At 68.7% G+C, this 13,975-nt stretch carries 13 protein-coding genes and 1 riboswitch; of the genes, 5 read left to right on the plus strand and 8 right to left on the minus strand.

Features of this window, described 5'->3' with window-relative positions; all coding sequences use genetic code 11:
• Window positions 1-71: 71 nt before the first annotated feature.
• Window positions 72-1,025: a Nudix family hydrolase gene (locus ABIA71_RS11230; RefSeq protein ID WP_354285260.1), complete on the plus strand. Its 954-nt coding sequence runs from the start codon at window positions 72-74 to the stop codon at window positions 1,023-1,025.
• Between the two features lie 84 nt (window positions 1,026-1,109).
• On the opposite strand, the gene ABIA71_RS11235 is transcribed toward ABIA71_RS11230, so the two are convergent.
• Complete coding sequence (locus ABIA71_RS11235) at window positions 1,110-1,694, minus strand: DUF4124 domain-containing protein (protein ID WP_354285261.1); 585 nt, start codon at window positions 1,692-1,694, stop codon at window positions 1,110-1,112.
• 50 nt (window positions 1,695-1,744) lie between these two features.
• Complete coding sequence (metF, locus tag ABIA71_RS11240; RefSeq protein WP_128097527.1) at window positions 1,745-2,572, minus strand: methylenetetrahydrofolate reductase [NAD(P)H]; 828 nt, start codon at window positions 2,570-2,572, stop codon at window positions 1,745-1,747.
• A 123-nt stretch (window positions 2,573-2,695) separates the two neighbouring features.
• Here metF and ABIA71_RS11245 point away from each other — a divergent pair, with 123 nt between their 5' ends.
• On the plus strand, window positions 2,696-3,574 hold the full coding sequence (locus tag ABIA71_RS11245) for a TIGR01777 family oxidoreductase (protein WP_354285262.1): 879 nt from the start codon (window positions 2,696-2,698) through the stop codon (window positions 3,572-3,574).
• Between the two features lie 39 nt (window positions 3,575-3,613).
• On the opposite strand, the gene ABIA71_RS11250 is transcribed toward ABIA71_RS11245, so the two are convergent.
• Genes ABIA71_RS11250 through ABIA71_RS11260 form a run of 3 tightly spaced genes read right to left on the minus strand, consistent with a single transcriptional unit; the run spans window position 3,614 to window position 6,731 of the window.
• A complete protein-coding gene (locus ABIA71_RS11250) occupies window positions 3,614-4,909 on the minus strand; it encodes a sensor histidine kinase (protein WP_354285263.1) in 1,296 nt (431 codons plus the stop codon).
• Window positions 4,906-5,601 (minus strand): response regulator transcription factor, encoded by a 696-nt coding sequence (locus tag ABIA71_RS11255; protein ID WP_128097499.1) that lies wholly within the window; start codon window positions 5,599-5,601, stop codon window positions 4,906-4,908. The genes ABIA71_RS11250 and ABIA71_RS11255 overlap by 4 nt, the downstream gene beginning before the upstream one ends.
• A 2-nt stretch (window positions 5,602-5,603) precedes the next feature.
• Window positions 5,604-6,731, minus strand: coding sequence for a DJ-1/PfpI family protein (locus ABIA71_RS11260; RefSeq protein WP_354285264.1), 1,128 nt, complete (start codon window positions 6,729-6,731; stop codon window positions 5,604-5,606).
• Between the two features lie 107 nt (window positions 6,732-6,838).
• On the opposite strand from ABIA71_RS11260, the gene ABIA71_RS11265 reads away from it, so the two are divergent.
• On the plus strand, window positions 6,839-7,396 hold the full coding sequence (locus ABIA71_RS11265) for a DUF3228 family protein (RefSeq protein ID WP_320491183.1): 558 nt from the start codon (window positions 6,839-6,841) through the stop codon (window positions 7,394-7,396).
• Between the two features lie 311 nt (window positions 7,397-7,707).
• A complete protein-coding gene (locus ABIA71_RS11270) occupies window positions 7,708-8,292 on the plus strand; it encodes an energy transducer TonB (protein WP_354285265.1) in 585 nt (194 codons plus the stop codon).
• 59 nt (window positions 8,293-8,351) lie between these two features.
• Here the strand turns inward: ABIA71_RS11270 and ABIA71_RS11275 are convergent, their stop codons facing one another.
• The 3 genes from ABIA71_RS11275 to ahcY form a co-directional block, all read right to left on the minus strand.
• Window positions 8,352-8,855, minus strand: coding sequence for a hypothetical protein (locus ABIA71_RS11275; protein ID WP_354285266.1), 504 nt, complete (start codon window positions 8,853-8,855; stop codon window positions 8,352-8,354).
• A complete protein-coding gene (gene ybaK, locus ABIA71_RS11280; protein WP_354285267.1) occupies window positions 8,852-9,325 on the minus strand; it encodes a Cys-tRNA(Pro) deacylase in 474 nt (157 codons plus the stop codon). The genes ABIA71_RS11275 and ybaK overlap by 4 nt, the downstream gene beginning before the upstream one ends.
• Before the next feature lie 186 nt (window positions 9,326-9,511).
• On the minus strand, window positions 9,512-10,957 hold the full coding sequence (gene ahcY, locus ABIA71_RS11285) for an adenosylhomocysteinase (RefSeq protein WP_038690480.1): 1,446 nt from the start codon (window positions 10,955-10,957) through the stop codon (window positions 9,512-9,514).
• A gap of 80 nt (window positions 10,958-11,037) precedes the next feature.
• Window positions 11,038-11,124: riboswitch (S-adenosyl-L-homocysteine riboswitch) on the minus strand.
• A gap of 126 nt (window positions 11,125-11,250) precedes the next feature.
• On the opposite strand from ahcY, the gene ABIA71_RS11290 reads away from it, so the two are divergent.
• Window positions 11,251-13,776: an alpha/beta hydrolase family protein gene (locus ABIA71_RS11290; RefSeq protein WP_354285268.1), complete on the plus strand. Its 2,526-nt coding sequence runs from the start codon at window positions 11,251-11,253 to the stop codon at window positions 13,774-13,776.
• The last annotated feature ends 199 nt before the right edge of the window (window positions 13,777-13,975 follow it).

A 13,975-nucleotide genomic window follows, 5' to 3' on the forward strand; every position in this document is an offset into this window, starting at 1 on the left:
ACCTCGGCCCGGCACCGGCCGATGCTTTTTCGGGATTGCGCCAGCACCGCGCTATTGGGCATGCTCCCCCCATGCCATCCCCCAAACGATCGATCCACGTCGTGGCCGGCGTCATCACCGACGCCCGCGGCCGCATCCTGCTCAACCGCCGTACCGAAGACCGCGACATGGGCGGCCTCTGGGAGTTTCCCGGCGGCAAGCGCGAGCCCGGCGAAAGCTCCGAGCAGGCGCTGGTGCGCGAACTGCGCGAGGAGCTGGGGATCGAGGCCGAGGTGGGCGAGTGGATCATGGACGTGCCGCAGATCTACCCCGACAAGCGGCTGCGCCTGGAAGTCCGCCGGATCAGCAGCTGGAAGGGCAGCCCGCGCGGGCGTGAGGGCCAGGCCATCACCTGGGTCACGCCTGACAAACTCTCGCGCTACTCGATGCCGCCGGCCGACCTGCCGGTGGTGGCCGCGCTGCGCCAGCCCGACCGCTACCTGATCACCCCCGAGCCCGAGGCTGACCACGCCCAGGCCCACCACGACTGGCACCAGCGCCTGGCCCAGGCACTGGCCGCAGGGGTCAGCCGGATCCAGTTGCGCACCCCTGCCAGCCCGGCGCGGGTGGCGCTGGCCGAGCAGGCCATCAGCGCGCACCGTGGCCGCGTGCAGTGGCTGCTCAACCGCGATATCGACCTGGCCCAGCGGCTGGGGGTGGGCGTGCACCTGGGCAGCGAACAGGTGCTGCAACTCGACGCCCGCCCGCTGCCGGCCGGCCAGCTGGTGGCCGCCTCCTGCCACGACCTGGAGCAGTTGCAGGCCGCGCAACGGCTGGGCTGCGACTTCGCCGTGCTCGGCCCGGTCCAACCCAGCGCCAGCCATCCCGGCGGCACGCCGCTGGGCTGGGAAGCCTTCGAAGCCCTGCGCGAACAGGTCTCGCTGCCGCTGTATGCACTCGGCGGCCTGCACCCGGACGACATCGAACAGGCCCGCCGCCACGGCGCCCAGGGCATCGCCGCGATCCGCGCGCTCTGGCCCACCTGATCCCGTACTGCCGGGCTCTGCCCGGCAGTGCATCCCACCGGCCCGCTATGTCTGGCCATTCCCTACGCCGGGCAGAGCCCGGCGCTACAGGGTGATCCAGAAACACCCGTACTGCCGCCGCAGCCCGAACACCGTGCGCGCCGGCGTCGCCGTGCTGCCCAGCGTCTGCTCCAGCCGCAGCCCCACCGGACGCGGCCGACGCGGCGTCACCTCTGCCACCGGCTGTCCATCGCTGCCCAGTACCGGTGCAGCGTCGGTCGCTACCAGCGCCCCCTCATCGCTGGCCGGATACACCGGCGCGATATCCACCAGCGGCCGCTGCACCACCGATTCCAGCCGCCCGATGATCTGGTTGGCGGTCGCGTTGGAGACGTTGGTCCACAGGTAGATGGACGACAGCCGGTTCACGTCCTGCTGGCTCACTGCATCGCGGATCTGCCCGGTCAACTCGCTGAGCCGACGCGCGCAACCGGCGCGGTAGATGCCGGTGTTGCCCACGGTGGGCGTGCGTGCCGGCATCCGCTCGGTGGCACCCAGCGCATCGCAGCGTCGGTCGGTGAACACGGTCTGGCCCTGCGCGTTGGTGCACCGGTTCACGCGCTGCGCCTGCGCCGACACCGGGACAGGCAGGCACAGGGCGTACAGCAACAGCGGCAGAAGCAGTTTCATCGCAGCAGAGTAGCCGCGCGAGCGTTATCTGCAAGCGATTTACGCAGGGATCAGCCCTTGAGCAGCTTCAACACCTGGGTGGTCGGCTTGGCCAGGTTGAGGGTATAGAAATGCAGGCCCGGCGCGCCGCCGGCCACCAACCGCTCGCACAGCCCCGCCACCACCTCGGCCCCGAACGCACGCACCGATTCGGCATCGTCGCCGTAGGCCTGCATCTTCTTGCCGATCCAGCGCGGAATCTCCGCGCCGCACTGCTCGGAGAAGCGGCGCAGCTGGCTGAAGTTGGAGATCGGCATGATGCCCGGCACGATCGGCACGGTCACCCCGAGCGCGCGCACCGCATCCACGAAATGGAAGTACGCATCGGCATTGAAGAAGTACTGGGTGATCGCGGCGTCCGCGCCGGCGTCGATCTTGGTCTTGAAGTGCTTCAGGTCCAGCAGCGCGTCGTTGGCCTGCGGGTGCGTTTCCGGGTAGGCGCCCACTTCGATGCGGAACGCATCGCCGTGCTCGGCCCGGATGAAGCTGATCAGCTCGGACGCATAGCGCAGGTCGCCGGGGTGGCCCATGCCCGAGGGCAGGTCGCCGCGCAGGGCAACGATGCGGCGGCACCCGATGGCGCGGTACAGCTTGAGCAGTTCGCGGATTTCCTCGCGGCTGCCGCCCACGCAGGACAGGTGCGGTGCCGCGTCGAACCCGTGGTGCTGCTTGAGGTGGCGCACGGTTTCGGAGGTGTAGCTGAGGGTCGAGCCGCCGGCCCCGAACGTACACGACACATACTCCGGCGCGAACGCTTTCAGCTTGGCCGCCGTGCGGTCGAGCTGGGCGCGCTGGTCATCGGTCTTGGGCGGGTAGAACTCGAAGCTGATGGCGGTCATGGGCGGCGGCGGCAGCGGGTGTGTGCTCATCATATCGCTTCATCGCGATGAATGTAAAAGAGTGCTGTCCCGGTCTGCACGCGCTGTCGATTACAGTGCCTGTCCAGAGAGGGCAGAGTGAAGATGGACATCCTGATTACCGGCGGTACGGGTTTCATCGGCCGCCTGCTGTGCGAACGGCTGCTGCAACAGGGGCACCGGGTGACCGTGTTGACCCGCACGCCCGGCCGCAGCCCGCCGCCGGGCGTGCAGTACGTGGGGCAGCTGGACGACGTGGGACCGGTGCAGGCGGTGGTCAACCTGGCCGGTGAGCCGCTGACCGAGGGGCGCTGGACCGAGGCCCGCAAGCAGGCCTTCCACGCCTCCCGGATCGGCACCACGCGCGCGCTGCTGGCCTGGATGCAGACGTTGCCAGCACCGCCGCAGGTGCTGATCTCGGGTTCGGCGATTGGTTACTACGGGCCGGGTGATGCCACCCCGCTGGACGAGGCCGCCTCGCCCGGGCACGACTTTGCCGCGATGCTGTGCCGGCAGTGGGAGGCCGAGGCCTTCAAGGCCGACGCGCTGGGCATCCGCACCTGCGTGCTGCGCACCGGCATCGTGCTCGATCGCGACGGCGGTGCACTGGCGCGGATGCTGCCGCCGTTCCGGCTCGGCCTGGGCGGCCCGATGGGCGATGGCGACCAATGGATGAGCTGGATCCACCGTGAGGATCTGGTGGGATTGATCGTGTGGTTGCTGACCCATGACACCGCCCGCGGCGCATACAACGGCACCGCACCGGGTACTGTCACCAACCGGGGGTTCGCCACCGCGCTGGGCGAGGTCCTGCATCGTCCCGCGCGGCTGACCACACCGGCCTTCGCGCTCAAGCTGGCGTTCGGGGAAATGGCCGGGCTGCTGCTTACCGGGCAGAACGTGGTGCCGGCGCGCGCGTTGGCGGATGGTTACGTGTTCAAGCACCCGAGATTGGAACAGGCGCTGGAGGCGATCCTGCGCTGACCGCGTGGACGGTCACCGCACCGGCACTGCGCGTTCGCTTCAGGCGGGCGCCGGCGCGGTTACGCCGCGCAGGCCCGCGCAGACGCCGGAATCGCTGCGCTCGATCCGCAGGCGCAGTCCATGGTGGTCACACAGCCGGCGCATGATCTCCAGCCCGAGCCCGCTGCCCGGGCTGTGTTCGCCCTTGTCGAACGGGCGCGGCTGCGGCCACTGCTGCAACGTTGCGCTACCGTCCGAACTGTTGAGCACCTGCAGCTCGCCGTCTTCCATGTGGATGCGCACGCGGCCGCGGTGGGTGTGGGCGAACGCATTGCCGACCAGGTTGGCCAGCACCATGCGCAGCGGCGCCTCCGGTGCCAGCAGGGTGGCATCGTCGGCCAGCGCCAGCGCTACCTCCACCGCGCGTGTCTCCAGCAACGGCGCCTGCTCGACAATGATCCGCTCCAGCAGTGGCACCAGCTTCACCGGCGCGGAGGGCGGCGCGTCGCTGTCCTCGCGCGCCAGGGCGAGCAGGGCGGCCACGGCCTGTTGCAGCTGCAACGCCGACAGCCGGATGTGCTGCACATGCTGGCGCCCCCGTTCCGACAACCCGGTCTCGCCCAGCAGCTGGCCCGCCGCGCTGGAGATCACTGCCAGCGGCGTGCGCAGTTCATGGCTGGCATCGCGGGTAAAGGCGTGTTCACGGGCCACGAATGCGGACACGCGCTGCGACAGTCGATCCAACGCGCGCGCCAGCACGCCGATCTCGTCATCGGCGAACTCCGCCGCCAGCGCGCTGCCGCCCTGCGGCTGCACCGGCAGGGTTTCCACCCGGTGCACCAGCCGATACAGCGGGCGCGTGCCACGGCGCGCCAGCCACACCCCCAACCAGATCGCCAACAGCACCATCACCAAGGCGGTGCAGGCCAGCACCATCACCACCCGGTCGCGGATGGGGCGCACCACCAGTTGCCGGCTGACCTCGGCGACCAGCCAGGCCGGCGCGGCCGGTGCAGGCGGCTGCAGCTGGCGCACGTGGTAGTGCCGACCCTCGCGGCCACTGAACTCCGACCGCCAGGGCTCCTGCGCGAAGCCCGGCTTCAGGTCGGCCGGAAACCGCGCCGGATCGCGGTACAGCACGATCCCGGTATCGCCGGGTGCCCGCCAGTCGCCGCCGGCCGCATGGGTGGCCAACTGCACGGCAGCTTCGCGGGCCAGTTGCGCCTCGAACACGCTGTCTTCCACCGCGTACATGAAGACCACCGCGTACAGCCCGAACACCGACGCCACCAGTACGGTGAAGGCAGTGAACGCCAGTACCAGGTGTCGGCGCAGCCGCCGTACCGGCCGCCTCACGGCGTTGCCTCCAGGCGGAAGCCCACCCCGTGCACGGTGCGCAGCATCTCGCCCTGGAAGGGGCGGTCCAGGGCCTGCCGCAGCAGGTACAGGTGCGACCGCAGAGGGTCCGACGGTGGCGCTTCATCGCCCCACAGGCGCTGGATCAGTTCACTGCGGGTCACCGTGCGCGGCCATGCATCGGCCAGTGCCAGCAGGATGCGTTGCGGCAGTGACTGCGGCTGCAGGTGCAGCGCCACGCCATCGCGCCATGCGGCCCCATCGCGACGATCGACGCTGAGCGGTCCGATCCGCAGCAGGTGCGGTTGGCCGATATGGTGCCGCCGCGCCAGCGCCAGGCACCGCGCCAGCAGCTCGGCATCGTCGAAGGGTTTGACCAGGTAGTCGTCGGCGCCGCTGGCGAAGCCCTGCAGCTTGTCATCCAGGGCGTCGCGCGCGGTCAGCATCAGCACCGGCACGTGGCGGTCGCTGCCGGCGCGCAGCCGCTGGCACACGCCGATGCCGTCCAGCCCGGGCAGGCCCAGGTCGAGCAGCAGTACGTCCGGTGGCGCGGCCAGCGCCATGCGCAGGCCGGTGCGGCCATCGGCCGCGAAGTCGACCTGGTGGCCCTGCGCCTGCAGCATGTGCATGATCGCCGAGGCCAGCGGCAGGTTGTCTTCGATCAACAGCAGGCGCAGGCGCTCGGCATCCATGGTCAGGGCTGCATGCGGGCAAGAAGGGCCCTAGCTTGTTCCAGCGTGGGCTGCTTTTCCAGCACAGCCTGCAGCTGGCTGCGTGCCTGGTCGGTACGACCCAGCCGCCAATGCGCTTCGGCGATGCCGACATCCAGCTGCGCCTCGTCCATGTACGGGCGGGCCAGCTGCATGATCGACAGCGCATCGGCAATGGCGGCCGGCTCCAGCGCGGCCTGCAGCTGGTAGTAGCCGAGGATGCCGATCAGCTCGACGTGCAGCGTGTCGCGCTGCTGCGCAAGCTCGGTGGCAACGCGCGTGTCGCCGCGCAGATGCCGCTCCACCAGCGCCATGCTGCGCTCGTCGCGCCACGCGGTACGCGCCACCGGCACGCGACCGCTGGCACGCACGAAGGCATCGGCCAGCGCGGGGGTGGAGTAGGGGTTCTGGCCGGTCACCAGGCGTCCATCCACCACCACTTTCGGCATCATCAACGGGGCCTCCTGCCAGCGCGCGCCGCGCGCACGCAGTGCCGGTTCGAGCTGGAAGGCGAACGTAGCCGCCCAGCGTTTGCCGAACAGCGCTTCCTCCTCCTCGGTGAATCCGGTCATCGCCCGCCCGTCCACCAGCCGGCTGCCATCGCCGAGCCGCACCTCGGCCAGCGCGGCCGGGCCGTGGCAGACCGCGCCGACCACTCCCCCGTTGTCCCAGATCCGGCCGATCACCTGCTGCAGGGCGGTATCGCCGGGCAGGTCGAACATCGCGCCTTTGCCGCCGATCACCAACACGCCGGCGTATGCCTGCGGCTGCAGCGCGGCGGTGGGCAGGGTGGCGGCGAGCTTCGCCACCGCCTGCGGATCGGCCAGCAATGCGGCATTGAAGGCCTCGGCAGGGTTGTACTTGTCGGCCTGCACCGCACCGCCGGCCGGGCTGGCCACGTCGATCTCGAAGCCGTTCTGGCGGAGGATCAACCACGCCTGCGCGAACTCGTCCATCTCGAACCCGGGACGGGTCTTGCCCTGGTCGCGTCCTTCAGCGCTGACCACCAGCAGCACGCGCGCAGCGGTGGGGGTGGGGGCCGTCGACGCGTTGCCGGGCAGGGGCAGGGCGGCCGCAAGCACCAGCAGCCAGCGTGGGAAATTCAGGGTCATGGTGCGCGCTCCTTCAAGGGGTGGGCGCAGTCTGGGCAGGCGATGTGAAACGGATTTCAAATGCCGGGCCGGTTACCCTGTGCGCCTGTTTTCCCGCTGCGTACCCCATGTCCATCGTCCTCACCGACTTCGCCCGCCCCCGCCTGTTCCCGCGCGTGCCCCGCGGCAACACCATCCAGGACTGCACCGCCGAGCAGTTCCAGGCGCACCTCAACGCGCATGCGCCGTTCAAGGTGCTCGACGGCTACGCGCCGTTCTGCAAATTGTTCGTGTACGAGAACTGGACCAGCACGCGCTGCCTGACCGTGCCGATCACCGACGCCAACCGCCACCAGCTGCACAGCGCGTACGAAGCACGCAACCGCAACGAACTGCCGGTGCTGGTGCGCTGGTTCGAGGGTGTGGAATCGCCGCGCGCGAACTACCTGGTGGTGATCCTCTACAGCGCCGAACAGCTGGCAAAGGAAGGCTCGCCGATCGACGCCGACTGGGGCATCGTCGGCTGCATCTACACCGCCGAGCCGGACGAAGTGCCGATGGCGCCGATCACGATGATGCGCAACGCGCTGGGCGTGGACGAGGGCGGATCGGGCGTGCCGCTGGACCGTGACGCCTACGCGCGTGCGGTGGCGTTCTGGGAGAGCAATGCCAACTGGCGGCCGTAACCGTTGGATTGTCTTGGCCGGCTCGATGGGAGCAACCGCAATGAGTGCCAGTACCGACACTGCGTCGGTGATCGGATTGCGTGATTTTTGCAGCTGATCAAGCCGCCATCGTTGGGCTGGCACCACGACGGGACATCCAGATGCGTTGTATGTGATGCCGGCCCTGATTGCCCGCAGGTGCATTGCTAGACTCCGGCCCCTTTCACGGAGGACCAACCATGCGCAATCGATGCGCCCTGCTGCTGACTGCATTGCTTTCGACAGGGTGTGCCACACCTGCCCCGGATCTGAGTGGACAACCGGGATGTCGCATGCTGCCCTTGGGCGGCTATACCGATTCGCGGATTACGGCACCGCGCCTGGAGCAGGGCCGTGGCGGATGCCGTTTCGAGGCGGTGGCAAACAGCGCCGCAGCGGCGCATTCGCAGGCGTCGCTGCTGATTGCCTTGGCGACACAACGGTGTGGCGAGGTCATGGTGACCGATGAGAGTGAGCCACTTGCCGGCGGCGAGAGCGATATGCAACCGGTCCGGATGCGCCTGTCGTTGACCCAGTCTGTCCCGCACGAGCGGTGCGTATTCGGTGCTGCCCCCGCGCCGGAGACGGGTCCGGAGAACAACGACGTCTCGATCTACAGTACCTGGATGGATCCTCCGCGGTACCCCCCCAGTGCCTACCGGGAAGGACGACAGGGGCAAGCGGTGTTGATCCTGTTGATTGACGATCAGAACCGGACGCTCGGCGCGGTGCTCGAGCGATCCAGTGGCCATGCAGACCTGGATGAGGCGGCAGTGAAGGCCGCGCAGGGCTGGACGTTTGGCGTCCGAGGCAAGCAGCCGGACATCTCACGGGTCCGGGTACCGGTGAACTTCGCGTTGAACCAGGCAGCCACGTGACGTGAGGCCTTCGGCAGCCACGCATGGCGTGGCTCTACCCCTTGGGTACACGGTCAGCGTTACGACAGCGGGGTCCACTCCCACCACGGCGCGTGATACTCGCGGTCGGTGCAGCGCCACCCGCGTCCGCACGCGGTGCAGGTGGCGTCCTGCGTATCGCCCCAGCCACCCTCGGCCACGCCGGTGGCGATGGGCAGCACGTGACCACTGGCGATCTCGCGCCCAGGCTCGTAATGCATCCAGTGCGGATACAGCTGGCACAGGCAGCCATCGTGGTCACGCCAGTGGCGCAGTTTGCGCAGCACGACGTCCAGTGCGTAGTGTTCGCGGATCCACTTCGGGTCGGTCGTGTAGCGTGCCCGGGCCGCCTCCACGTAGGGCAACTGCAAGGCCAGGTCATCCAGCAGCGCCGCCTCGCGGGTGAGGGCGATGGTGGCCGCTGCGGTGCGCAGCAGGCCGTAGTCGCCACTGCCCAGCGCACGTAGCAGCGCGGTGCCGGGGCGGCCTTCCTGCAGCGGCGGCAGGGGCGTGCCGAACAGACGCTCGAACAGGCTGCCGATCATCGCGACTTGCCGATCGATGCGTATGCGCCGCCGGTGAGCTGCAGCAGGTCGGCCGGTGCCAGCGCGACTTCCAGTCCGCGTCGACCGGCGCTCACATGCACCGCGGGTAGCGCCTGCGCGGTGGCATCCAGGAAGGTGCGGTGCCGCTTCTTCTGCCCCAGCGGACTGATGCCGCCGACCAGGTAGCCGGTGGCGCGCTGCGCCTGCTCCACGTCGGCCATCTCGCACTTCTTGCAGCCGGCGGCCTCGGCCAGCGCCTTCAGGTCGAGCGTGCCGCTCACCGGCACGATCGCCACCAGCAGTTCGTGCTTCTCGGTGCTGGCCAGCAGGGTTTTGAAGACCTGTGCCGGGTCCAGCCCGAGCTGCTGTACCGCTTCGCCGCCGTAGGAGGCGGCCTCGGGATCGTGGTGGTAGGACAGCACGCTATGGGCGATGCCGTGCTTCTTGAGCAGGTTGATGGCCGGGGTCATGGGGGCATCGTAGCGTGGTGCGCGGGGTGAGGGCTTGACCGAGGGTATTGGAACAGCCGTACCGACCAACGGTCGGTACCTGCCGCGGGTAGATCACGACCGTTGGTCGTGAGGGCGTTCAACCACAAAAAAACGGGCGCCCGAAGGCGCCCGTTCCTTTTCAACGCAACAGGATCGGCAGGCCGATCAGTAGCGGTAATGATCCGGCTTGAACGGACCTTCCACCGGCACGCCGATGTAGTCGGCCTGTTCCTGGGTCAGGGTGGTCAGCTTCACGCCGATCTTCTCCAGGTGCAGGCGGGCCACTTCTTCGTCCAGGTGCTTGGGCAGCAGGTACACCTTGTTTTCGTAGCTGTCCTTGTTGGCCCACAGGTCGATCTGGGCCAGGGTCTGGTTGGCGAACGAGTTGGACATCACGAAGCTCGGGTGGCCGGTGGCGCAGCCCAGGTTCACCAGGCGGCCTTCGGCCAGCAGGAAGATCGCGTTGCCGTTGGGGAAGATGTACTTGTCCACCTGCGGCTTGATGTTGACGTGCTGCACGCCCGGGAAGCCCACCAGCGCATCGACCTGGATCTCGTTGTCGAAGTGGCCGATGTTGCAGACGATGGCCTGGTCCTTCATCGCGCTCAGGTGCTCGATGCGGATGATGTCCTTGTTGCCGGTGGTGGTGACGTACAGATCGGCACGGCCCAGGGTGGATTCGATGGTGTTGACCTCGAAGCCTTCCATCGCCGCCTGCAGGGCGCAGATCGGATCGATCTCGGTGACCACCACGCGCGCGCCGTAGGCACGCAGCGAAGCGGCGCAGCCCTTGCCCACGTCGCCGTAGCCGCAGACCACGGCAACCTTGCCGGCCAGCATCACGTCCATCGCGCGCTTCAGGCCGTCGGCCAGCGACTCGCGGCAGCCGTACAGGTTGTCGAACTTGCTCTTGGTGACCGAGTCGTTGACGTTGATCGCCGGGATCAACAGGGTGCCGGCCTGGGCCAGCTGGTACAGGCGGTGCACGCCGGTGGTGGTCTCTTCGGAGACGCCCTTCCAGTCCTTGACCACGCGGGCCCAGTAGCCCGGACGCTCCTTGGCCACGCGCTTGAGCAGGTCCTTGATGACCTGTTCTTCGTGCGAGGCGGCCTTTTCGTTGACCCAGTCGCTGCCGTTCTCGAGCTCATAGCCCTTGTGGATCAGCAGGGTCACGTCACCGCCGTCGTCCACCACCAGCTCCGGGCCGGTCAGGGTGCCGTCGGGCAGGGTGAAGGTCAGCGCGTCCAGCGTGCAGTCCCAGTATTCCTCCAGCGACTCGCCCTTCCAGGCGAACACCGGGGTGCCGGACTTGGCGATCGCGGCGGCGGCGTGGTCCTGGGTAGAGAAGATGTTGCAGGACGCCCAGCGCACGTCGGCGCCGATGTCCTTCAGGGTCTCGATCAGCACCGCGGTCTGGATGGTCATGTGCAGCGAACCGGTCACGCGCACGCCCTTCAGCGGCAGGGTGGCGGCGTGCTTGCGGCGGATCGACATCAGGCCCGGCATTTCATGCTCGGCGATGTCCAGTTCCTTGCGACCCCAGTCGGCAAGGGTGATATCGGCAACCTTGTAATCACCTTCGGTGGAGAAGGTCTTGGCAACAGCGTTCATTCGTAAGCTCCGGTAGTGACGAGCCATGCTCGTCAGACGCGATGTCGGCAATCCGACACCCGCATGACAACAAAACTCGTAATCGCCGGGCGCCGTTGGAACAAACCTGGCCACCGAGCCTGGCCGGCCGGACAGGGTCCGGAACGGTCGCAGCGCCCCTCGGTGGAGGGTCGCCCATTATATCGCGGCAGGGTGCGTTGGCATGAATCGGCGGCGGCCCCCAACCATCGGCAGGGGGGCGATCGGCGCCCGGCTGTTAAGGTCCAAGGTTTGCATCAGCACAGGGATTGAACATGACACGCAATGATCGTCGGCGCCGCGCGCGCTGGGGCAGCCTGGTGATGGGGATGGCGTTGCTGGCGGTGGCCCCGCTGGCACTGGCCGCCCCGGCAGGCAAGACCTCCGCCCCGCCGGTGGCCACTGCCAAGGGCGAGCAGGGCTACACACTGCCCTCGGCGGCATTGCAGGCGGTAGTGGATGCGCCGCGTGCGCCCACGTTGAGCCTGTCCCCGCGCCGCGACATCGCCGCGATGCTGCAGACCCCGTCGCTGCCGTCCATCGCCGAGGTGGCCCAGCCGGAGCTGAAACTGGCCGGCCTGCGCATCAACCCGGCCACGCATGCCGCCAGCCGCTTCAGCTTCGGCAACAAGCTGTGGCTGCTGAACGTGGCCGACGGCAAGGAGCGCCAGATCACCGGCCTGCCGCAGCCGCTGTCGATCGCCGGCATGGCGTGGTCGCCCGACCAGCAGTACCTCGCCTTCAACCAGGTACATGCGGCCACTGGTGCCAATGAACTGTGGATCGTCGATGTGGCCTCCGGGTCGGCGCGGCGCCTGCTGGCCGATCTGAACACCGTGCTGGGCGATGGCTACACCTGGCTGCCTGACAGCCGCGGCCTGCTGGTGACCCAGCAGCTCAAGGGCCAGGGCCCGGCCCCGGCGGCCGGTGGCGTGCCGGCCGGTCCTGCGATCCAGCAGACCGAGGCCGATGCGGGCGTCCGTGCGATCCGCACCTACCAGGACCTGCTCAAGAACGAGGCCGATGCGCGCCTGTTCGATTACTACGCCAGCGCGCAGCCGGTGCGGGTCACGCTCAACGGCGTGACCACGCCGCTGTCCACCGCCGGCGTCTACCTGGACCTGGACGTGTCGCCGGACGGCCGCTTCCTGCTGGCCGAGCGCGTGCTGCGCCCGTATTCCTACCTGGTGCCGGCCGACGACTTCCCGCGCCGCATCGAAGTGCTGTCGGCCGTGGACGGCACGCTGCAGCACACCGTCAGCACGCTGCCGCTGGTGGAAGGCCTGCCGACCGGCAATGACGCAGTACCTACCGGTGTGCGCAGCATCAGCTGGCGCGCCGATGCGCCGGCGACGCTGGTGTGGGCCGAAGCGCAGGACGGTGGCGATCCCAACCGCGCGGCCAAGGTGCGCGACGCGGTGCTGATGCAGGCCGCCCCGTTCGACACGCCGCCGGTCACCCTGGCCCAGCTGGGCAGCCGCTATGCCGGCATCCAGTGGGGGCGTGGCGACCTCGCACTGCTCAACGAGTCGTGGTGGAAAAGCCGCGAAGTGAAGCAGTGGCGGATCGCCCCGGACCAGGCCGAGCAGGCGCCGCAGCTGCTGTCGTCGCGGTCGTCGCAGGACCGCTACAACGATCCGGGCCGACCGGGCCTGGTGCGCGACGTCAACGGGCGCGCACGCCTGCAGATCACCGCCGATGGCCGCAGCATCTTCCTGTACGGCCAGGGCGCCTCGCCGGAAGGCGACCGTCCGTTCGTCGATCGCTTCGACCTGGACAGCAAGCAGGCTACCCGCCTGTTCCATTCGCAGGCGCCCGGCTACGCCGCGCCGGTGGCCCTGCTCGACCAGGAGGGCACCGCGCTGCTGGTGACCCGCGAGACCCCCGATGAGCCCACCAACGTGTTCGTGCAGTCGCTGGCCGACGCCACCGCCGCCCCGCGCGCACTGACCCACTTCGCCCACCCGCTGCCGCAGCTGCGTGGGGTGAGCAAGGAGCAGATCCGCTACAAGCGCAATGACGGTGTCGACCTGACCGCCACGCTGATGCTGCCGCCGGGCTACAACCCGAAGAAGGACGGCCCGCTGCCGCTGCTGATGTGGGCCTACCCGGGCGAGTACAAGACCGCCGCCGCCGCCAGCCAGGTGACCGACTCGCCGTACCGCTTCAACGCGATCAGCTACTGGGGCCCGCAGGCCTTCCTGGCCAAGGGCTACGCGGTGCTGGTGAGCCCGTCGATGCCGATCATCGGCGAGGGTGACAAGGAGCCCAATGACACCTACCTGCCGCAGCTGATCGCCAATGCCGAAGCGGCGGTGGACGAAGTGGTGCGACGGGGCGTGACCGATCGCGACCACATCGCCATCGGCGGGCATTCCTACGGGGCGTTCATGACCGCCAACCTGCTCGCGCACACGCGCCTGTTCAAGGCCGGTATCGCCCGCAGCGGCGCGTACAACCGCACGCTGACCCCGTTTGGTTTCCAGGCCGAGGAGCGCAACTACTGGCAGGCCCAGGACGTGTACCAGAAGATGTCGCCGTTCAACTACGCCGACAAGATCAAGGACCCGATCCTCTTCATCCACGGCGTGGACGACAACAACTCTGGCACCTTCCCGATCCAGAGCGAGCGCATGTTCGCTGCGGTCAAGGGCCTGGGTGGGACGGCGCGGCTGGTGATGCTGCCCAACGAATCGCATGCGTACCGCGCACGCGAGTCGATCATGACCATGCTGGCCGAAAGCGAGCGCTGGCTGGAGCAGACCGTCGGCCCGGGCACGCCGATCAAGAAGAAGCGCTGAAGCACCGGCAGGTACCGGCCGGTGGCCGGTACCTCGCGATGAAGGTGACCGGTAGTGCCGGCCGCTGGCCGGCTCCCCGCGATGCACGCGACCGGTAGTGCCGGCCGCTGGCCGGCTCCCCGCGATGCACGTGACCGGTAGTGCCGGCCGCTGGCCGGCTCCGCACAATGCTGGACATGACGGAGCCGGCCAGCGGCCG

This window comes from Stenotrophomonas sp. 2619, assembly GCF_040548725.1.
In the GTDB taxonomy this organism is placed as follows: domain Bacteria; phylum Pseudomonadota; class Gammaproteobacteria; order Xanthomonadales; family Xanthomonadaceae; genus Stenotrophomonas; species Stenotrophomonas maltophilia_AP.